Source organism: Bradyrhizobium sp. SZCCHNR2028, assembly GCF_032380995.1.
GTDB lineage: Bacteria > Pseudomonadota > Alphaproteobacteria > Rhizobiales > Xanthobacteraceae > Bradyrhizobium.
Genome location: NZ_JAUHJF010000008.1, coordinates 201,084 through 221,173, shown reverse-complemented (window position 1 = coordinate 221,173; position 20,090 = coordinate 201,084). Strand labels below are relative to the sequence as shown.

The window sequence follows — 20,090 nt, the reverse complement described above, 5'->3', positions numbered from 1 at the left end:
CGTGCCTCACATGATCGATTTTGACGGCACTTTCACGCCCCGCTTGACACTTGCATCACGGCCACACGCGCAACATCGCCCTCGATCGACGTCGCGCAGCAACTACTCCTGATGAGGTCAAGCGGCGCGTCGCTCAGAGGTCAGATAACGAGCGAGGAGGCTCAACATGAGTGGCATGCAGCAATCGACTGAGGACTTTGGTCAACTGAATCCCGAAGGGATCTTCGGCTCCGTTCTCGGCAGGTTCGCCGGACAAGCGATCGGACGCCTGATCGGCGGCAAGACCGGCCGGGACTTCGGCGGCGCCATCGGCGGAATCGCGGGCGGGTTCGCGCCGTTCTCCGTCGGCCCCGGCACCGAGCAGCCGTCGGAGATGGAGTTGCAGGGCTTCTGGAGCGTGCTCAAGAAGATCGGACAGGGCGTCCAGACCGGCCTCAATGTCGGCCACAACCTCGGCATCTTCAGCACCGATCCGCAGGCCGCCGCCGCGGCGCAGCCGACCGACATGGAGCTGCAGGGCTTCTGGAGCGTGCTCAAGAAGATCGGACAGGGCGCCCAGACCGGCCTCAACGTCGGCCACAACCTCGGCATCTTCAGCGTCGGTCCGCAAGCCGCCACCGCCGCGGCACAGCCGACCGACATGGAGCTGCAGGGCTTCTGGAGCGTGCTCAAGAAGATCGGTCAGGGCGTCCAGACCGGCATCAATGTCGGCCACAACCTCGGCATCTTCAGCACCGGTCCGCAAGCCGCCACCGCCGCGGCGCAGCCGACCGACATGGAACTGCAGGGCTTCTGGAGCGTGCTCAAGAAGATCGGTCAGGGCGTCCAGACCGGCATCAATGTCGGCCACAACCTCGGCATCTTCAGCACCGGTCCGCAAGCCGCTGCGGCGGCGCAGCCGACCGACATGGAGCTGCAGAGCTTCTGGAGCGTGCTCAAGAAGATCGGCCAGGGCGTCCAGACCGGCCTCGACGTCGGCCACAATCTCGGCATCTTCAGCGCCGGCCAGCCGGGCCAGCAGTCGGCGGCCGCGCAGCCGACCGACATGGAGCTGCAGAGCTTCTGGAGCGTGCTCAAGAAGATCGGACAGGGCGTCCAGACCGGCCTCGACGTCGGGCACAATCTCGGCATCTTCAGCGCCGGCCAGCCGGGCCAGCAGGCCGCGGCGCAGCCCACCGACATGGAGCTGCAGGGCTTCTGGAGCGTGCTGAAGAAGATCGGACAGGGCGCGCAGACCGGCCTCAACATCGGGCACACGCTCGGCATCTTCAGCACCGGCCAGCCCGCCGGCACGATGCACTAGGACGACCGATTGGAAGCAACGACCCGCGATATCGCAACGCGGGTCCAAGAGAGTGAAGCGGTGGGCGCACGAAAAGTCCGCCCACCGCCGACCTGACATGGAGGGAACGACGCATGGCGGATCCGAACTCAGAACAGGAATTCATCGTGCAAGGCGAGCCGGTCAAGTCCGGCCAGCTCGCTGATCACTTGAGCCGCGAGCCCAGCGTGAAACGCGTCGGTCAGGTCGCACCCGACGTCGTCATCCTGTCGATGACGAAGAGCCAGGCCGATCGCCTCCGATCGACTTTCAGCACGATCGTGGTGGAGCCGAACGCTCCGCTGAAACCCTTTGGCGCCGGCTGACTTCAGCGGCGCCTCCCGACGATGTCACGAGCGAGGATGAAGGAGCCCGCAAATGGCCGCACGAAGCAAGCCTGAAATCTCGGATCAGAAGGATGCGGCCGGCACGGCCGTCAACGGCACCGGAGCACAACCCGGAGCGGCGCAGCCGTCAGCCGAGGCCGCTGCCGCACCGCAGGCCGCAGCACGGGTGACCGCCGCATCAGCCCCAGCCGCACAAGGGACCAGCCGCAGCGACGGCGGCACGGCGGCGCCAGCAACGGGTCAACCCGGCGCGACGATCTCGCAACGGCGGGCGCAGTACATCCTGGCACCGCGCCAGCAGATGGGGCTTGGGACCTTCAGCGCCGACTTCATCGTCCAGCAACTGACAAACAGCCCCGACATCGACGTGGTGAAGACAATTCAGCCGCCGCGCCTGCTCGGATTTCAGAGCGCCGACCCAGGACAAGCACCGCTCGGCCCGATGGTGCTGGCCCGCATGGCGCCCGACAAGGCCGAATTGCTGAAGGCCCAGGCCGGAGCACGGCTCGCGGTCGAGCGCGATGCGCCGCTCACCTACATGCTCGATCCGACCGTCCCCCAGGTGCCGGCGCCGCACCAGCTTCCCAATCCCGGCGTTCTCATTCCCTTGGCCGACGGGTTCTCGACGACGATCGAAGTGGTCGGCGAGAGCGGCCCGCTGCCGGAGGTGGAAGTGTACGTGTTCGGCAGCGTGTGGCCGGTTCAGGGCGTCACCGACGCCAGCGGCCGCGTCACGCTCAAGATTCAGGGCGAGACGCCCGACACCATCCGCTCGATCCTGATCAAGCCGCGGGTCGATTACTGGACCTTCTGGCTCGATCGTCCGCAACTGACCCCCGACAGCGTGAACCGCATCGCCGCGAAGACGCTCGGCGCCTATCTGCGCGGATTTCCCGGCCAGCAATTGCTGGGTTGGGGCCAGCGCGCGATGGGCCTCGATCGCCTGCCCCTCGCCTATAACGGCGCGGGAGTGAAGATTGCGGTGATCGATTCCGGCGCCGCGCCGACGCATCGCAATCTGCACAGCGTCACGATCGGCAAGAGCATCGTCGGCAATGATCCCGCGAGTTGGACCGTCGATACCATCGGTCACGGCTCGCATTGCGCCGGGATCATCGCCGGCGGACCGATCGGCTCCGGCGGAGGCATTCGCGGCTTCGCTCCGGCGGCCGAAATCCATGTCTGCCGGATCTTCCCGGGCGGCCGGTTCAGCGATCTCGTCTCGGCGCTCGACTACTGCATGGAGAATGGCATCGACGTCGCCAACATGAGTCTGGGCGGCGGCGAGCCGTCGCAGATCATCGAGGAGCGGATCTTGCGGGCCAAGCAGATGGGCCTCGCCTGTATCGTCGCCGCGGGAAACTCGTCGGGGCCGGTCCAGTTTCCGGGCTCGACGCCGCATTGCCTGGCGGTCGCCGCGATGGGCAAATGGGGCGAGTTTCCCGAGGACAGCTTCCACGCCCAGCAGGGGTTGGACGGCTTCCGGAGCGCCGACGGATATTTTCCGGCGAAGTTCAGTTGCTTCGGGCCGGAGATCGACGTCTGCGCGCCGGGCGTCGGCATCGTGTCCTCGCTGCCGACGGATGGCTTCGGGGCCTGGGACGGCACCTCGATGGCCACGCCGCACGTCACCGGTCTCGCCGCGCTCGTGCTGGCGCATCATCCCGACTTCAAGGGCCAGTTCGCGACACGCGACGCGCGGCGTGTGGAGCGGCTGTTCCAGATCCTGAAGGAGACATCGACGCCGCTGCAGTTCGGCGATCCCAACCGTTCGGGTGCCGGACTGCCGAACGCGATGCGCGCACTCGGCCTGGAAGCGGGCGTGGCCTCCGCGCCCACGGCCGATCCCTCGCTCGACGTTCTCCGTCGCCTGCTCGGACTGGCGCGCGGCGAGGCGCAGAGCGGTGCGACGTCTCCCACGCTGGTGCCGCAGGCGCCCAATGGCAAGCTCAACGGAGCCGGTTCGGTTGCCAGGGGCCCGGCAACGACGACCAGCGAGTGGTCCAGCCCGGCGGTCGGTGATCCCAGTCCGGCGCAGATCCGCGACATCATGCACAAGGTCGGCTTGCTGTAGATCACGGGGCAAGCCGTAGGAACGGCATCAGACGTTGCACGACGGGCAGTTTGCGCATGAGCCTCATGCACGGACTGCCCGTCGTGTTAGTTTGTCGCACGATCGCGGCTTGCGTCGTCGGCCAAATCAAGCGCAGATTTCCGCCCGTCCCGCCTCACTGCAAGAGGGGCGTATCGCGGTCGTCACGAACGCTGAGGTGGGATGCGGTGGGCGTGTCGGATTGCGCGTGGGGCTTCCTCGCGCGGACGAGCAATTCCGGCACGCACGGTCAAGTCGCGCGGTCCTGATACCCCGATGCTGGTATCCAGCGCGATGCGCGCAAGCGCATTGCGCGACACGGTGGCCAAAAAGCCCGGCGCACCGAGGAGAATGCGAAGCAGCCGTTCAACCATCGCGCAGGGAAGGCCGGGTGTTCCGGCTCGTACCTGTGGTTCCTGCCGCCTGCATTTTTTCCGCAGGCGGGCCATGGGTGCGGCCAGCATCCGGCCTTCCCTGCGCCTCTTCGCTATCGGAGGCGATGCATGACGCATAGCTCGGGCGCAGATGCGCCGCGGGGATGCGCAGCCTTGTCTCAACCGCCATCGGCTCTTTGAAAAGTGAAATCCCGCCACCCCAAGCTCGTCATGGCCGGGCTTGTCCCGGCCATCCACGTCCGTCCTCGTGCACGCCTCAAGCTGTGATCCTATCGTAGAGATCGTCCCAGTCGGGATTGCTCGCAAGGATCAGTCCAATCTTCCAGGCGCGCGACCAATGCTTGATGTTGTGCTCCCGTTGGATCGCGCTCTGAATGTCGTCGAAGACTTCAAAGTACACCAATCGCTTCAAGCCATACCGCCTGGTGAAGCCATCAACCAAGCCGGATCGATGCTGAAAGACACGGCGCATGAGATCGCTGGTCACGCCGACATAGAGCGCACCGTTGGGACGATTAGTCATGAAGTACACGTAGCCGCCCGCCATCTCGCCATACTGCAAGACGTGGATGGCCGGGAGAGCGGGCCACAAACTTCAACAAGGCCCCGGGGCTGCGGTCGCCCCCCGTCTCCCTACCGCCCCTTCTCCGCCCTGCTCAGAAGAAACACCCCCTGCTCGCCGAACATGTTCCAGAACCACCAGGGCATGGCGACGCGCAAGGGACGGCCGTAACTATCAAGTGCGACGGCGCGCTCCATCTTGACGCCGATCTCGTCGCAGAGCTGCACGAAGTCCTTGATGGTGCAGAAATGGATGTTCGGCGTGTCGTACCAGGTGAAAGGCAGATTGTCGGTGCGCGGCATGTGGCCGCCGACCAGCAGCTGCAGCCGCAGCCGCCAGAAGCCGAAATTCGGGAAGGTGACGATGGCACGGCGGCCGATGCGCAGGAGATTTTCCAGCACCGTCTTGGGCCGCCGCGTCGCCTGCAGGGTCTGCGACAGGACCACGTAGTCGAACGCATCGTCGGGATAATCGACGAGATCGGTGTCGGCATCGCCCTGCACCACCGCGAGGCCCTTGGCGACACAATGGTTGACGCCCTCGCGCGACAGCTCGATGCCGCGGCCGTCGATGCCGCGGCTCTCGAGCAGCTGCAGCAGGTCACCGTCGCCGCAGCCGATGTCGAGCACCTTGGAACCGCTCTCGACCATGCCGGCGATCAGGAGATGATCGGGCCGATAGGCCAGCACCTCGCCGCCGGAGAATCCGTTCAGCGGCAGCACACCCTGCATGCTCATGTCTCAGCCTCCCGTCGCGACCTTGAGGCCGCGCGCCTTGCCGGCGGAATCGAGAAAAGCGCTGGCGATCTCGAAGAACTCGGGGACGTCGAGCAGGAACGCGTCGTGCCCCCTGTCGGTCTCGATCTCGGCAAACGACACCCGCGCGCTGGACGCGTTGAGCGCATGCACCAGCGCCCGCGACTCCGAAGTCGGAAACAGCCAGTCGCTGGTGAAGGACACCACGCAGAAGCGGGTCTTGATGCCGCGGAACGCCGCCGCCAGCACGCCATCGTGGTCGCCGGCGATGTCGAAATAGTCCATCGCGCGCGTCAAATAGAGATAGGAGTTGGCATCGAAGCGCTCGACGAAGGACGAGCCCTGATAGCGCAGATAGCTCTCGACCTGGAAATCGGCGTCGAACGAGAACGTCGGCAACTCGCGGTCCTGCATGCGGCGGCCGAACTTGCGATGCAGGGCTGCATCCGACAGATAGGTGATATGCGCGGCCATCCGCGCCACCGCGAGGCCGCGATGCGGATGGACGCCCTTGTCGCCGTAGCGTCCGTGGTCCCAATCCGGATCGGCCATGACGGCCTGGCGGCCGAGCTCGTGGAAGGCGATGTTCTGCGCCGAGTGCCGCGTGGCACAGGCGATCGCGAGCGTGGCGAACACGCGTTGCGGATAGGCCACCGTCCATTGCAGCGCCTGCATGCCGCCCATCGAGCCGCCGACCACGGCGAACAGCGTGTCGATGCCGAGATGGTCGATCAGCATCGCCTGGGCGCGCACCATGTCGGGGATGGTGATGATCGGGAAATCGAGCCCCCAGACCTTGCCGGTCGCAGGGTTCAGCGAGGCCGGTCCGGTCGAGCCCATGCAGCCGCCAATCACGTTGGAGCAGATGATGAAATAGCGGCTCGGGTCGAGCGGGCGGCCGGGGCCGACCAGCGTCTCCCACCAGCCCGGCTTGCCGGTGACCGGATGACGGTTGGCGACGTGCTGGTCGCCGGTCAGCGCGTGGCAGACCAGGACCGCGTTCGATCTGTCGGCGTTGAGCTCGCCATAGGTCTGGTAGGCGATCTGGAACGGCGACAGGTCGACGCCGCAATCGAGCCTGAGCGGCTTGTCGGCACCGAACTGCGCGACCAGCGAGCTCGGATGATCGACCTCGTGCGAGCGCTCTTCGGGCGCAATCGTGCGCAGCGCGGAGGTGGGTTTCGGCGTCAGGCCTGTCATGTCTCTCACCCCGGCCATCCGGCAAGGGCTCCCGAACCACGTGACACATCAGGCCATGAAAAACCCGGCCTGAACTGGGGTTCGGCCGGGATCGATAACGCCCCCGGCCTGTTTAGCGAGTTTTTTAACGTGGCTGCAAGCCGGCCGGCTCAAATGACCACGGAACAGGCAGAAACTAGTCCCGCGGGCGCTCCGCGTCAAGGCAAGCTGGGGTTGACCGCCGATCGGGCGCCCCACGGCTGCAAACCAGCCAAGCCTAGGCGGCACAAGGTAAACTTGCTGTTGCGCGCGTCTCCCGCATCGGAGAGAACGACATCCGTTCCAGTCGGCCGCACGTTAACCGGTGGCCTGCGAAGAGTGACCAGCCCATGTCCAACCCGCCGCCTGCCCCGCCTTCGCTTGCCGATTTGCGCAAGGAGATCGACGCGATCGACGAGCAGGTCCATCAGCTCCTGATGAACAGGGCCGACATCATCGACCGGCTGATCAAGGTCAAGAAGACGCAGGAGGTCGGCTCGGCGTTCCGGCCGGCGCGAGAGGCCGACATGATGCGGCGCCTGGTACAGCGCCATCGCGGCATCCTGCCGCTCGACACCGTCGAGGGCATCTGGCGCGTGATCGTCTCGACGTTCACTTACGTGCAGGCGCCGTTCTCGGTTCACGCCGACGTGTCGGTCGGCGAATCCGCGATGCGCGATTCCGCCAGGTTCCATTTCGGCTTCGTGGTGCCTTATGTCGCCCATTTCAGCGCCCAGGCCGCCGTCGAAGCCGTGGCGCGCTCGAAGGGCGATCTCGCGCTGGTGTCGACGACCTCGGGGCATACGCCGTGGTGGATCACGCTGGAGCCCGCGGGCGCGCCGAAGATCATCGCGCGGATGCCGTTCATCGAGCGGGCCGACCATCCGGCGGCGCTGCCGGTGTTCGCGATCTCGCGCGTCGCGGACGACGCGCTGGTGCTGGAGGTCGAGACCTGGAGCATCCGCGTCTCCGGCTGGAATGCGCAGGTGTCCCGCGCGCTGTCGCCGCTCGCCGACGTCATCGCGGTGCCCGATACCGCCTTCGACGGCGCGGCGCTGTTGGTGTCGATCGAGTCGCCGTCGAACCTCGACAAGATCAAGGCTGCCCTGATCGCGGCGGGCGCCTCGGTCCGCTCGACGGCCCTCGTCGGCGGCCATGCGAAACGCTATACGGTTCCCAGCTGAGACGCCCCGCGCCAGTGATGATTTTCCGGAGTTGACGATGAACCGCCCCGTGCCGAATCCCGGCATCCTCGAGATTGCGCCCTACACGCCGGGCAAGAGCCCGAAGCCCGAGCCGGGCCGCAAGGTGTTCAAGCTGTCGGCGAACGAGACTCCGTTCGGTCCTTCACCCAAGGCGATCGACGCCTTCAAGAGCGCGGCCACGCATCTGGAAGATTATCCGGAAGGCACCTCGCGGGTGCTGCGCGAGGCCATCGGCCGCACCTATGGCCTCGACCCCGGCCGCATCGTCTGCGGCGCCGGCTCCGACGAGATCCTGAATCTGCTGGCACACACCTTTCTCGGGCAAGGCGACGAGGCGATCTCGACCGCGCACGGCTTCCTGGTCTATCCGATCGCGACCATGGGCTGCGGCGCCAGGAACGTGGTTGCCGCCGAGACGGAGTATCGCACCGACGTCGACGCGATCCTGGCCGCGGTGACGCCGCGCACCAAGCTCGTGTGGCTCGCCAATCCGAACAACCCGACCGGCACCTACATCCCGTTCGACGAGGTCAAGCGGCTGCGCGCCGGCCTTCCCTCGCATGTCGTGCTGGTGCTCGACGCCGCCTATGCCGACTACGTCTCGCGCAACGATTATGAGTTCGGGATCGAGCTGGTCGCGACGACCGAGAACACCGTCGTCACCCACACCTTTTCCAAGATCCACGGCCTCGCGGCGCTCCGCGTCGGCTGGATGTTCGGCCCGGCGCACATCGTCGATGCCATCAACCGCATCCGCGGGCCGTTCAACGTCTCCTCGCCCGCGATGCTCGCTGCGGTCGCCGCGATCGAGGACACCGCGCATCAGCAGATGTCGAAGGCACACACCGAGACCTGGCGCAACTGGCTCACTGAGGAGATCGGCAAGCTCGGGCTGAAAGTGACGCCGAGCGTCACCAACTTCATCCTGATCCACTTCCCGACCGACAAGGGCCGCACCGCGGTCGAGGCCGACGAATTCCTGACACGGCGCGGCCTCGTGCTGCGCGCGCTCGCCAACTACAAGCTGCCGAATGCGCTGCGCATGACGATCGGCACCGAGGAGGCCAATCGTCTGGTCGTCGAGGCTCTCAGCGAATTCATGAGGGCGAAGTGAGCGTCGCGGGACGGTTCGAACGCATCGCGCTGATCGGCTTCGGCCTGATCGGCGGCTCGATCGCGCGCGCGGCGCGGCTGCAAGGCATGGCCGGCGAAATCGTCACCACGGCGCGTTCGGACAAGACCCGCGCCCGCGTGACCGAGCTCGGCATCGTCGACCGCGTCGTTGCGAGCAATGCGGAGGCGGTCAAGGATGCCGACCTCGTCATCCTCTGCATTCCCGTCGGCGCGTGCGGTCCGGTCGCGGCCGAGATCGCGCCGCATCTGAAGACCGGCGCCATCGTCTCCGACGTCGGCTCCGTGAAGGGCGCCATCGTTCGCGACATGGCGCCGCACCTGCCGGCGCGTGTTCATTTCGTACCGGCGCATCCGGTCGCCGGCACCGAGAATTCGGGACCGGACTCTGGCTTCGCCGAGCTGTTCATCAACCGCTGGTGCATCCTGACGCCACCCGACGGTGTAGATGCCGACGCGATCGATCGTCTCCGCGCGTTCTGGGCCGCGCTTGGCGCCAAGGTCGAGATCATGACGCCGGATCATCATGACCGCGTGCTCGCGATCACCAGCCATCTGCCGCATCTGATCGCCTACACCATCGTCGGCACCGCCGACGAGCTGGCGCAGGTGACCGAGTCCGAGGTGATCAAGTTCTCCGCCGGCGGCTTTCGCGATTTCACCCGCATCGCCGCCTCCGACCCGACGATGTGGCGCGACATCTTCCTGAGCAACAAGGATGCCGTGCTCGACATGCTCGGCACCTTCACCGAGGACCTCTCCAAGCTGACGCGGGCGATCCGCCGCGGCGACGGCGATGCGCTGTTCGATCACTTCACCCGCACCCGCGCGATCCGCCGCGGCATCGTCGACATCGGCCAGGATTCGGCGGCGCCGGACTTCGGCCGGCCGCTGCCGCAGTTGAAGAAGCCCTGAAGGCTTCAGAACAGCGGTGGGACGCGGGCGACCTTGAACGGACCGAGCACCACGACCCCGTCGGCGAAGCGCAACGGGAAGGTCCGTGCCTTGCGCCCTTCGAGCGTGGCCTCCTTGCCGAGCGCATTGATGCCGAGCGCGACGCCGACACTGGCGTTCTGCTTGACGACCTTGCCGAGGCCGGGAATGGCGCGGTCGAGCGCACCGAGCAGGTTGTTGACGTCCTGCGACTTCACACCCGGCGCTACGCGATCGAGCGTCCCCTGCGGCACGCCGTTTTCGAGCATCTTGTCGAGGCCGAGCGCCGGAATGACCTTTTCGATCCCCGCGACCGTCATCTGCACTTCGCCATCGATGCCGCCATTGGCGGTCAGGCTGAGCGTGCCCGAGGCGACGGCCAGCAGCTCGCCCTGCTGGATGCGCGACTGGACGATCTCGACATGACCGCCCGCCGCCTGGATCTCGCGAAACCGCTCCGGCCAGGGTTTGGGCCTGAAGTCCTTGAGACCCGTGACGCGGGCCTGGACGTCGGTATTGAACGGTTCGGCAAGCAGAGGATGGCTGCCTTGGATGCTGCCGTTCGCGATCTGCAACGCAGTCTCCAGCACCGGATGGTCGGACGGCGAGCCCTCGGCAACACGGCCGTGCAATTCGGCATGATCGGCGCGCGCGGCGGGCACGGCAGTGTTGCCCTCGATGCGGTCGATGGTCGGTTGTTCGAACACGAGGTCGGCGCGCTGCGGCGGCCCTGGCAGACCGCGGACACTGGCCTCACCGACGCGCCAGTTCACGGAGAACGAGGCCGGTCCGCGACCGTCGGCGATCATAGCGGGTCCCTTGAATTCCGCGATGACCCGCTTCGGGTCCCACACCTGTGCGACGACGAGAATCTCGTCGAGCTTGGCGTTCATCAAGGGCGTGCCGGCGGCCTGCGAAAACAGGGCTACGTTCGGATCCGTACAGCGGACCTCGAGCCGGAACGGAAAGCCGGCGACCGAGCGGTTCGCGCAATCGAAGACGCGGCCGGACTTCGCTTCGCGCGCACGCCAGGCGTCGGCCTGGACATCCACTTGCGAAGCGGCGAAGAACCAGAATGCGCTCCACGCGACGGCGGCGATCAGGAGCAGGACGGGAGCTATGAAAAGCCCCCAGCGAGAGCGCCTGCGCGGCGGTTGCGGCAAACGAGACATGCAGGACACCCTTTGGGCAGCAATTTTGGCAATTCGGCGATCACGGATTGTGTATCTAGATTAACAATTCGCGAGCACCACACTTAGGCCTCCGCATTGATGTCCGCAATGACCCTCTCCGAACGCGACCTTCCCCACGGCGACCTCTGGGTCTTCGGCTACGGCTCGCTGATGTGGCGACCCGGATTCGCCTTTCTCGAGCAGGTGCCGGCGCGGTTGATCGGCGAGCATCGCGCGCTCTGTGTGTATTCGTTCGTCCACCGCGGAACGCCGGAGAAGCCCGGCCTCGTGCTCGGTCTCGATCGCGGCGGCGCGTGTCGCGGCATTGCGTTTCGGGTGGCAGGAGACAAGCGCGACGAGACCATCGCGTATTTGCGGGCGCGTGAGCAGGTGACCTCGGTGTATCGCGAAGTGACGCGCTCGGTATGGCTGGAGAACGACGCCCGCGAGCGGGTGAGCGCGCTGGTCTACGTGGTCGATCGCGGCCATGTGCAATATGCCGGCCGGTTGTCGCCGCAGGAACAGTTGCGCCATGTGCGTCAGGGTCACGGCCAGTCCGGCGCCAATCGCGACTACGTGATCTCGACTGTGAAGGCGATCGAGGCGCAGGGCCTTCGCGACACGCAGTTGCATCGGCTCGCAACGATGCTGCACGATGACGGCCACTCGCTGCATCCTGCGCCGGAAGGTGCGCCGCCATAGCACGCGTCAAGCTTTCACCGCCGCCGCTATGCGGCCGAACAGCCGGGCCTGCTCGGCCTGCCCTGCGGCGACCAGCCGATTGGTGGCCTCCTCGATCACGCTTTGGATCCGCTGCATGAATTCATCGCGTGGCAGGCCCGGCGGCAGCGGATCAAGAAACTCCACCACAAGCGTGCCCGGATAGCGCAGGAATGTGCGACGCGGCCAGAACAGCCCTGAGTTCAGCGCCACCGGCAGGCACGGCACGCCGCAATCCGTGTAGATCAAGCCGACCCCGCCCTTGTAGTCCGGCGGTGCGCCCGCCGGGCGCCGCGTGCCTTCCGGAAAAATCACAAACTGACGGCCGTGCTTCACCTCCTCCGCCGCCCGCCGCATCACCTGCTTCAACGCGCGGGCGCCGGAGCTGCGGTCGATCGCGATCATGTCCGCCTTGACCAGATATTGTCCGAACAAGGGAATCCGCAGCAGCTCGCGTTTGAGAACGAAGAACGGCGCATCGAAGAAATGCAGCAGCGAGATCGTCTCCCACATCGACTGATGCTTGGCGGCGACGATCAGCGGCCCCTTCGGGATCTTTTCGACGCCGCGATATTCGACGCGGATGTTGCAGACGACGCGCATCAACAAAATGTTGCTCTGCGCCCACCAATTGGCGACGCGCAGCAGCGCCTTGCGGGGCATCGCCAGGGTCGGCAACGCGATCAGCGCCCAGAGCACGAAGTTCGGGTAGAACAGGATGTTGAACAGCAGCGAACGCAGGAAGATCGAGACCATCAGAAACCCAGTTCAATTGGCTTGCGCCGTCGTCGGTCGGCGCGCCACCGAGCCGGTTGGCGGATCGACCTCGGGCGCGAGATCGAGGCCGAGATCGGCCAGCCGCAGCCGCATCTCGGCGGCGACAAATTTGGCATATTCGGACAGCAGAAGTCGCAGCGTCGGCGCGCTGGTCCACCACGGCTCGTCACGCCATTTCTCGCCGACGACGGCGTACGGAATGAGATCCATGCTCGGCATCGCATGCGACAGTTCGACGATGGCCCGCGGCATGTGATAGTTCGACGTCACCACGATCAGCGACTTGAAGCCGCGCTCGCTGGCCCACCGCCGCGTCTGCGCGGCGTTGCTGCGGGTGTTGATCGCCGAATAATCCAGATCGACGCAGCAGTTGATGAATGATCGCGCCTCGGGCAGCGACCTGGTGATGTTGCTGGCCTCGTTGGTCGGGTGCACGCCGGAGATCAGCAGCCGCCGGCCATAGCCTCCCGCTAGGAGTTCCACCGCGTCCGACACGCGCGACGAGCCGCCGGTCAGGACCACGATTCCGTCCGCCTTTCGCTCGGGCTGGATCTCGGCACCGCGCAATTGCGAGAGGAAGCCGACGAAACCGACCGCGGCGACGAAGAAGCCGAGCCCGAGTGTCGCCACGGCGCCCGCGAGCGTCCGCCACACCGCCACGGTGAGCGGCAGCTTTCGCCTGCTATGGTCGGTCTCCGGCTCCATGCAACGCCTGGCTTGTCCTTGCCTGCCTGCGCGCGGCGCCATGCCGTCGCGCGATCCCGTCGTTCAAGTCCGGGAACGCAGGCAGGTTTCGCCGGCCTCCCGATCACGTTCGCTCGCCGCCGATCCTGGCGCGCGACCTCCGCCGTGTTCGTGACCCAGCTCACCCCGTCCTGCCTCACCCCGGCGCAGACGATTTTAGGCGGTTTTCGGGCCAAGTGAAATCCGCAACGAGACGGCTGGGGATAGAAGCCGCCATCAGTCGATGCTCGCCAGCGTCGTGAACAGGGTCCGGCGTGCGGCCCAGCCGGTCACCGCGGCGATCACGATGGCCTGCAGCGCGATCGCGACATAGCCGAGCGGGCGCAGCGAGAACGTCCCGAGCAATGCCGCAAACTGATCGCCGACGGGGGTGCCGGAGAACCAATTGGCGATCGACTCCGAGAACCCGAATCCGAGCATCGCAAGGCCGCCGCCGATCACGCCCCCCTCCAGTCCGAGCTGCAAAAAGTGCCGCAGGAAGTGATTGGCGATGTAGCGGTCACCGGCGCCGACGAAATGCAGCACCTCGACGATCGGCCGGTTCGCGGCCATCGCGCCGCGGGTCGCGAACGACACCGAGATGATGGTGGCCGCGATCACCAGCACGAGAATGCCGAAGCCTGCAAACAGGGTTGCACCGGTCATCGAGCGCATGCGCTCGATCCAGGCGCGGTGGTCATCCACGCTGGCGGTCGGCGCAACCTGGATCACGCGGGCGCGCAGGGCGTTGAGATCGAAGCTGGTGCCGGGCTGGACGCGTGCGATGATGACGCGGGGCACCGGAAGCTCATCGAACGACAAGCCGCTGCCGAGCCACGGCTCCAGCAGCTTGCTCGATTCCTCCTTCGTGAATGGCCGGACCTCCACGATTCCGGACTGCGCCCGCATCGCCTCCGTCACCAGGGCAATGTCGCGCTCGAGATCCCGGCCGGTCTTGGGGCGAACCTGAACCGTGATCTCGCTCGCCACCTCCGACTGCCATTCGGCCGCGGACTCGCTGACCAGCAGCACGCCGCCGGTCGTGATCGAGGCCAGGAAGGTCATGATCGCCACCACGGCGACCAGCGCACGGCCCGCGATCGAGGCGCGCGGCACGATCGGCGACACGATGCGGGCCTGCGCCGGCAGTTGCGGGCGGTCGTCGCCGAGATCGACCAGGAGGCCGCGATCGTCTACGCTACTCATAGATGTGCAATCGTCCCTGATGCAGCACCAGCCGGCGGGCCTCGTATTGGTCCATCAGCGTGATGTCATGGGTTGCGATGATCACCGCCGTGCCCGAGCGGTTCAGTTCGATGAACAGCCGCAGCAGGCGGCGGCCGAGCGTCGGATCGACGTTGCCGGTCGGCTCGTCCGCGAGCAGCAGCTGCGGCCGCGAGATCACGGCGCGCGCGATCGCCGCGCGCTGCTTCTCACCACCCGACAGGATCGGCGGCAGCGCATCCATGCGCTCGCCGAGGCCGACCCATTTCAGGAGGTCGATGACCTCCTTGCGATAGCTTGACTCGTCGCGGCCCATGACGCGAAACGGCAACGCCACGTTCTCATAGGTCGTCATGTGGTCGAGCAGCCGGAAGTCCTGCAGCACGATGCCGATGCGCTTGCGCAGATCGGCGATCTCTTCCTTGCTGAGCAGCGAGATGTCGTAGCCGAACAGATTGACCAGACCGCGGGTCGGCCGCAGCGACAGGAACAGCAGCTTCAGCAGCGAGGTCTTGCCGGCGCCCGACGGGCCGGTGAGAAACTGGAAGGAATGGGCAGGAATCTGGAAACTGAGGTCGCGGAGAATCTCCGGCCCCAATCCATAGCGCAGCCCAACATTTTCGAACCGAACCAAAGCGTCAGCTCCGTTCGACCGCGTGCGCGGCAGACCCGCACGCTCCAAGCTCAGCGGTACGATGGCCCGATTGAGCGCCCGTTATGGTTTCCGGTTCGTTAACGGTCGCCGTGTACCATTGGCGCGATTGAGTTCCGAAGTTCGTCGACATGGCGGTCCTTGTAGCACGAACTGTCGGAAACAAAGCGGCAATGGCCGTTGGAGAACAGGCGCGATGTTCATCGTTTGCCCTCATTGTACGACATCTTATGCCATCGACCTGGCAACCCTGGGTATGGCTGGCCGCAGCGTACGCTGTTCCCGTTGCAAGGAGGTCTGGCTGGCACGACCGGAGGATGCGGTCGAGGCGCCCGCCCCCATGCCTGCCATGGCGGAGGCCGGCGCGTCGGCCGCGCCCCGTGACGCCGCCGACGAGTGGGAAGCCCTCGCGCGCCAGGAAGACGACGACGAACGGACGCCCGATGTGGAAAGTCCGCCGCTGGCTGCCGGCTGGCCCGAGGATGCCCTCGCCGAGCCCGACGACACAGCCGATGCCGAGCAGCCGGCGCAGGGCGGGGCTTCGCGCCTCGCCGGTCTCCGCAAGCTCATCAGGCGCCCGACGTTGCCGGATTTCCCAGGCAATAAGCTGTTGAACCTGCCGGTGCTGACGGCTGCCATGGCGGCGCTCACGATTGCGCTGGTGGTGTGGCGCGCCGACGTCGTCAGGCTGCTGCCGCAGACGGCGTCGTTCTACAAGCTGGTCGGGCTCGAGGTGAACCTGCGCGGCCTGAACTTCAAGGACCTGAAGGTGGCGACCGAAACCGTCGACGGCAAGCCGGTGCTGGTGATCGAGGGAACGATCGTCAGCCTGACGAAGAAATCGGTCGATCTGCCGCGGTTGCGTTTCAGCGTCCGTGACGCGCAGGGCACCGAGATCTACGCCTGGAACACGCTGCTCGATCAGACCGCGCTCAAGCCCGGCGAGCGCACGACGTTCAAGTCGCGGCTCGCCTCGCCCCCTCCCGAAGGCCGCAATATCGATATACGGTTCTTCAACCGGCGCGACCTCGCCGCCGGCAGTGCATGATGGTTCCGGTCTCGCGGCTCTCTCGCGGGGCCCACGACACGGAGACGAAACGACATGTCGCGCGTGCTGATCGCCGACGACGAAGATTCGATGCGGACCTTGGTCGCGCGCGCCATTGCCATGGATGGACATGAGATCGTGACGGCGCAGGACGGTGCCGAGGCGCTCGACATCCTGACGCGCGAGGCCGGCGCCTTCGACCTGCTGCTGACCGACATCCAGATGCCCATCATGGACGGCATCGCGCTGGCGCTGTCGGCAGCACGCGATTTTCCCGATTTGACCATCCTGCTGATGACGGGCTTTGCCCATCAGCGCGAGCGGGCGTCGAATCTCAGCGCGATCGCGCATGATGTCATCACCAAGCCGTTCTCGGTCGCCGATATCAGAACCGCGGTCGCCGATGCGCTGGCGTCGAAGACTGCGAAGGCGTAGCGCGCCAACGGTAATCCTCGACGTTGCTGCAGTCCGCGCTGTCATCCCTGCGAACGCAGGGATCCATAGCCACCGCCGCCGTTGAGGGACAAGACTGGTCCCACATCTCGCGCCATCACATCTCCCTGGGGGTATGGGTCCCGGGTCGGCACCACGCCGTCGCTTCGCGCCATCGCGGCTTGCCCGGGACGACAGCGATGGATGCGATGGAGCGCGGACATGCCTGATGGGCTCGCGCCTGCGTAAAGGTCGCTGAAGGAACTGATCCTCTCTCCTCCGTCATTGCGAGCGCAGCGAAGCAATCCAGAATCCCTCTGCGGAGACCGTCTGGATTGCTTCGCTGCGCTCGCAATGACGCTGGGGCGGCCGTCGGACGCCCCGCTCAGCTTCACGCGCTGAGCGCGCGCATCTCGGCATAGAGATCGGATTTGCCCTCGAAGCCGATGCCGGGGAGGTCCAGCATCGTGATGTGGCCATCGATCACCTTCACGCCGTCGGGGAAGCCACCATAGGGCTGGAACAGGTCGGGATAGCTCTCATTGCCGCCGAGGCCGAGGCCGGCGGCGATGTTGAGCGACATCTGGTGTCCACCATGCGGGATGCAGCGTGACGGCGACCAGCCGTAGGTCCTGAGCACGTCGAGCGTGCGCAGATATTCGCACAGGCCGTAGGACAGCGCGCAGTCGAATTGCAGCCAGTCGCGATCGGGACGCATGCCGCCATAGCGAATGAGGTTGCGCGCGTCCTGGTGGCTGAACAGGTTCTCGCCGGTGGCCATCGGGCCGGGATAGAAGTCAGCCAGCGTCGCCTGCAGGTGATAGTCGAGCGGATCGCCCGCCTCCTCGTACCAGAACAGCGGATAGTCGCGCAGCATCTTGGCGTAGGCGATCGCAGTCTCCAGGTCGAAGCGGCCATTGGCGTCGACGGCGAGCTGATGGCCGGAGCCGATCTCATCGAGCACGGCCTCGATGCGCTCACGGTCCTCATCGATCGGGGCGCCGCCGATCTTCATCTTCACGACATTGTAGCCACGCTCGAGATAGCCGCGCATCTCGCGGCGGAGCGCCGAGAGATCCTTGCCGGGATAGTAGTAGCCGCCGGCAGCGTAGACGAAGACGCGCGGTTCGGCCTTGCGGCCGTGCCGCTCCGCGAGCAGACGGAACAGCGGCTTGTCGGCGATCTTGGCGACCGCATCCCAGATCGCCATGTCCAACGTGCCGACCGCGACCGAGCGCTCGCCGTGGCCGCCGGGCTTCTCGTTGATCATCATCGCCGCCCAGGCCTTGTCCGGATCGATGTTGTCCTTGCTGGCATCGAGCAACGATGTCGGGTCAGCTTCCAGGAGGCGCGCGCGAAAGCGCTCGCGGATCAAGCCACCCTGGCCGTAGCGGCCGTTGGAGTTGAAGCCGTAGCCGACGACGGGCCGTCCGTTGCGCTCGACATTGGTAATGACGGCGACGAGACTGGAGGTCATCTTGGTGAAGTCGATATAGGCATTGCGGATCGGCGATGAGATCGGCTTCGTCACCTCGCGGACGTCGACGATACGGACGGTCATGGTCATTCTCCTGGTCGGGGCCGCACGCGCCGCTCTACAGCGAGGCGCCTGCACAGATGGTGATGGTCTGTCCGGTGATGGCGCCCGCGTCCGGCGACAGCAGGAAGGCGGTGAGCGCGGCCACCTCCGCTGGATCGACGTAGCGCCCCATCGGCGGCAGCACCGGCGCGGTGCCCGCGCGGCTGGGATCGCGCAGGAACGGCGTGTCGGTCGCGGCCGGAGCGACGACGTTGACGGTGATCAGGCGCGGCGCCAGCTCGATGGCCCAGGAGCGCGCGAGGCCGGCGAGTGCCGCCTTGGTCGCGGCGTATTGGCTGCGGCCGGACGCGCCATTGGCGGTGCGGCTGCCGATCAGGACGATGCGCCCGCCCTCCGTCATGTGCGGCGCCAGCGCATTGGCGAGCACCTCCGCCGCGCCGACATGGACGCGCCACATGCCTTCGCCGTTCTCACGCGTGAGTTCGCCGAGCCTTCCGACGCGCATGTAGCCGGCAGCATGAACGAGCGCAGTGACGACGCCGATGCCTGCGAGTCGCGCGACCAGCGCGTGCGGCTCGGCGAGATCAGCTTGCAGACTTCGAAAGCCCTCATGTGAGAACGCCGACGGCGCGCGGTCGATGCCCGTCACGCGCCAGCCGGCCGCCAGCAGGCGCTCGGCGATGGCGCGGCCGATGCCGGAGCTGGCTCCGGTCACCACCGCGTGGCGAAAACCGGAACTGCTGTCGTGATCCACTGTCATCCCTTGTACGCAGCCGCCTCGGCCTTGACCTTCACTGCATCGAAATTGTTGATCTTGTCGATCAGCTCATTGGTGTAGAGCGCATTGTAGTCCTTGATGTCGAGCCCGTTCATCGCGGCTTCGGTGCGGAACTCCTGCTCGTTGATCGCGCCCATCTTCGTATCAGCATAGGGCGGCGCGTAGAGCTTGATGCGGCGGCTGATCGACTGCAGCACGGCCTTCACGGCTTCGTCCTCGCTGGCGCCGCGCGGCGCCGTCTCCGGATAGAGCTTCAGGAACGCCCTGGCGCCGGCGGCGGGATTGGCGAGCAGGAACTGCGAGGCCTTGCAGACCGAGCGGCCGAAGCCGATCAGCAGATCCTTGTCCTTCTCGAACGTCTGGGGCATCGCCATCAGGAACTGGCCGCCGACCATCGGGATCGTGGTCGGACGCGGCAGATAGGTCATCTCGATGCCGGCCGCCTCGATCTGGCCGAAGCCGGTGTCGAAATAGGCCAGCGCATCAACCACGCCGCGCTGCAGGGCGACGCCCGCCGGCGTGCCGTTGCCGACCGCGACCCAGCTCACATCCTTTTCCGGATCGAGGCCGAGCGCCTTCAGCACGTTCTTGGTCACCGGATATTCGGTGGCGCCAAAGTCCGAGACGCCGATCTTCTTGCCCTTGAGATCGGTGTAGCTCTTGAGCGCAGAGCCGGGCGGGACGGCGATGTCCCATTTGTAGGGGTAGGTGTACTGATAGAACATTTTCGCGCCGCCCCATTCATTTTTGGCGAGCAGCGGCAGCGCCGTCGAGGGCACGCCTACGCCGATCGCCACCGAGCCGCGATCGGTCGCGACCTGGACGTTGGCGTTGGTGCCGAGCGCCTGGACGTCGAGCGAAAAACCCTCCTGCGCATTGTAGCCGAGCGCCTCGCCGATCACGCAATTGATGACGGTGGCGTTGAGCGCCTTGAGGCCAACGCCGAAACGGATCTTTCTGACGTCGGCGGCCATCAGCCCGGCCGGAGCGCCGCTCATCAGCAACGCCGCTCCGGCGCTGCCCTTCAGGAATGACCTGCGCGAAACCATTCTTCGTTCCTCCCTG

At 66.1% G+C, this 20,090-nt stretch carries 20 protein-coding genes and 1 riboswitch; of the genes, 9 read left to right on the top strand and 11 right to left on the bottom strand.

Annotated elements, in window-relative coordinates:
- Positions 1-166: 166 nt before the first annotated feature.
- The 3 genes from QX121_RS16070 (at position 167) to QX121_RS16060 (ending at position 3,742) form a co-directional block, all read left to right on the top strand.
- A complete protein-coding gene (locus QX121_RS16070; RefSeq protein ID WP_315812452.1) occupies positions 167-1,303 on the top strand; it encodes a hypothetical protein in 1,137 nt (378 codons plus the stop codon).
- Positions 1,304-1,416: 113 nt separating this feature from the next.
- A complete protein-coding gene (locus tag QX121_RS16065; protein ID WP_315736244.1) occupies positions 1,417-1,647 on the top strand; it encodes a hypothetical protein in 231 nt (76 codons plus the stop codon).
- Positions 1,648-1,699: 52 nt separating this feature from the next.
- Complete coding sequence (locus tag QX121_RS16060; protein ID WP_315812451.1) at positions 1,700-3,742, top strand: S8 family serine peptidase; 2,043 nt, start codon at positions 1,700-1,702, stop codon at positions 3,740-3,742.
- Between the two features lie 669 nt (positions 3,743-4,411).
- Here QX121_RS16060 and QX121_RS16055 read toward each other — a convergent pair.
- The 3 genes from QX121_RS16055 to QX121_RS16045 all read right to left on the bottom strand — a co-directional run bounded on the left by QX121_RS16055 (position 4,412) and on the right by QX121_RS16045 (position 6,672).
- Entirely contained in the window at positions 4,412-4,702 is a 291-nt protein-coding gene (locus QX121_RS16055) for a GIY-YIG nuclease family protein (protein ID WP_315812450.1), read from the bottom strand.
- Between the two features lie 86 nt (positions 4,703-4,788).
- A complete protein-coding gene (metW, locus tag QX121_RS16050) occupies positions 4,789-5,454 on the bottom strand; it encodes a methionine biosynthesis protein MetW (RefSeq protein WP_315736241.1) in 666 nt (221 codons plus the stop codon).
- A gap of 3 nt (positions 5,455-5,457) precedes the next feature.
- Complete coding sequence (locus tag QX121_RS16045) at positions 5,458-6,672, bottom strand: homoserine O-acetyltransferase (protein ID WP_315778301.1); 1,215 nt, start codon at positions 6,670-6,672, stop codon at positions 5,458-5,460.
- Between the two features lie 91 nt (positions 6,673-6,763).
- Positions 6,764-6,843, bottom strand: a riboswitch (SAM riboswitch).
- Positions 6,844-7,040: 197 nt separating this feature from the next.
- Here QX121_RS16045 and QX121_RS16040 point away from each other — a divergent pair.
- The 3 genes from QX121_RS16040 to QX121_RS16030 are packed head-to-tail and all read left to right on the top strand — an operon-like array spanning position 7,041 to position 9,941.
- Positions 7,041-7,874 carry a chorismate mutase gene (locus QX121_RS16040; RefSeq protein WP_315812449.1) on the top strand — a complete coding sequence of 278 codons (834 nt, stop codon included), beginning with the start codon at positions 7,041-7,043 and terminating at the stop codon, positions 7,872-7,874.
- 37 nt (positions 7,875-7,911) lie between these two features.
- Positions 7,912-9,009 (top strand): histidinol-phosphate transaminase, encoded by a 1,098-nt coding sequence (hisC, locus tag QX121_RS16035; RefSeq protein ID WP_315812448.1) that lies wholly within the window; start codon positions 7,912-7,914, stop codon positions 9,007-9,009.
- The gene (locus QX121_RS16030; RefSeq protein ID WP_315812447.1) at positions 9,006-9,941 is read left to right on the top strand and encodes a prephenate/arogenate dehydrogenase family protein; all 936 of its coding nucleotides are present in this window, start codon (positions 9,006-9,008) and stop codon (positions 9,939-9,941) included. The genes hisC and QX121_RS16030 overlap by 4 nt, the downstream gene beginning before the upstream one ends.
- A gap of 5 nt (positions 9,942-9,946) precedes the next feature.
- On the opposite strand, the gene QX121_RS16025 is transcribed toward QX121_RS16030, so the two are convergent.
- Complete coding sequence (locus tag QX121_RS16025; protein WP_315812446.1) at positions 9,947-11,131, bottom strand: DUF2125 domain-containing protein; 1,185 nt, start codon at positions 11,129-11,131, stop codon at positions 9,947-9,949.
- A gap of 99 nt (positions 11,132-11,230) precedes the next feature.
- On the opposite strand from QX121_RS16025, the gene QX121_RS16020 reads away from it, so the two are divergent.
- Positions 11,231-11,833: a gamma-glutamylcyclotransferase gene (locus QX121_RS16020; protein WP_409998895.1), complete on the top strand. Its 603-nt coding sequence runs from the start codon at positions 11,231-11,233 to the stop codon at positions 11,831-11,833.
- Positions 11,834-11,839: 6 nt separating this feature from the next.
- On the opposite strand, the gene QX121_RS16015 is transcribed toward QX121_RS16020, so the two are convergent.
- From QX121_RS16015 to ftsE, 4 genes are all read right to left on the bottom strand, one after another.
- Entirely contained in the window at positions 11,840-12,607 is a 768-nt protein-coding gene (locus QX121_RS16015) for a lysophospholipid acyltransferase family protein (protein WP_315736234.1), read from the bottom strand.
- A gap of 12 nt (positions 12,608-12,619) precedes the next feature.
- Positions 12,620-13,333 carry a YdcF family protein gene (locus QX121_RS16010; RefSeq protein WP_315736233.1) on the bottom strand — a complete coding sequence of 238 codons (714 nt, stop codon included), beginning with the start codon at positions 13,331-13,333 and terminating at the stop codon, positions 12,620-12,622.
- 255 nt (positions 13,334-13,588) lie between these two features.
- On the bottom strand, positions 13,589-14,557 hold the full coding sequence (locus QX121_RS16005; protein WP_315783082.1) for an ABC transporter permease: 969 nt from the start codon (positions 14,555-14,557) through the stop codon (positions 13,589-13,591).
- Positions 14,550-15,209 (bottom strand): cell division ATP-binding protein FtsE, encoded by a 660-nt coding sequence (gene ftsE / locus QX121_RS16000; RefSeq protein WP_006615648.1) that lies wholly within the window; start codon positions 15,207-15,209, stop codon positions 14,550-14,552. Before ftsE ends, QX121_RS16005 begins: the two co-directional genes overlap by 8 nt.
- Positions 15,210-15,423: 214 nt before the next feature.
- Between ftsE and QX121_RS15995 the strand changes: the two genes are divergently transcribed.
- Positions 15,424-16,275 (top strand): MJ0042-type zinc finger domain-containing protein, encoded by an 852-nt coding sequence (locus QX121_RS15995; RefSeq protein ID WP_315756098.1) that lies wholly within the window; start codon positions 15,424-15,426, stop codon positions 16,273-16,275.
- Positions 16,276-16,329: 54 nt separating this feature from the next.
- Complete coding sequence (locus tag QX121_RS15990) at positions 16,330-16,710, top strand: response regulator (protein ID WP_315812445.1); 381 nt, start codon at positions 16,330-16,332, stop codon at positions 16,708-16,710.
- A 388-nt stretch (positions 16,711-17,098) separates the two neighbouring features.
- On the opposite strand, the gene QX121_RS15985 is transcribed toward QX121_RS15990, so the two are convergent.
- From QX121_RS15985 to QX121_RS15975, 3 genes are read right to left on the bottom strand one after another with little or no spacing between them, the layout of a single operon-like run.
- Entirely contained in the window at positions 17,099-18,268 is a 1,170-nt protein-coding gene (locus QX121_RS15985; RefSeq protein WP_315778296.1) for a mandelate racemase/muconate lactonizing enzyme family protein, read from the bottom strand.
- 34 nt (positions 18,269-18,302) lie between these two features.
- Positions 18,303-19,007 (bottom strand): SDR family oxidoreductase, encoded by a 705-nt coding sequence (locus QX121_RS15980; RefSeq protein ID WP_315812444.1) that lies wholly within the window; start codon positions 19,005-19,007, stop codon positions 18,303-18,305.
- The gene (locus tag QX121_RS15975; protein ID WP_315812443.1) at positions 19,004-20,074 is read right to left on the bottom strand and encodes an ABC transporter substrate-binding protein; all 1,071 of its coding nucleotides are present in this window, start codon (positions 20,072-20,074) and stop codon (positions 19,004-19,006) included. The genes QX121_RS15980 and QX121_RS15975 overlap by 4 nt, the downstream gene beginning before the upstream one ends.
- Positions 20,075-20,090: the final 16 nt, after the last annotated feature.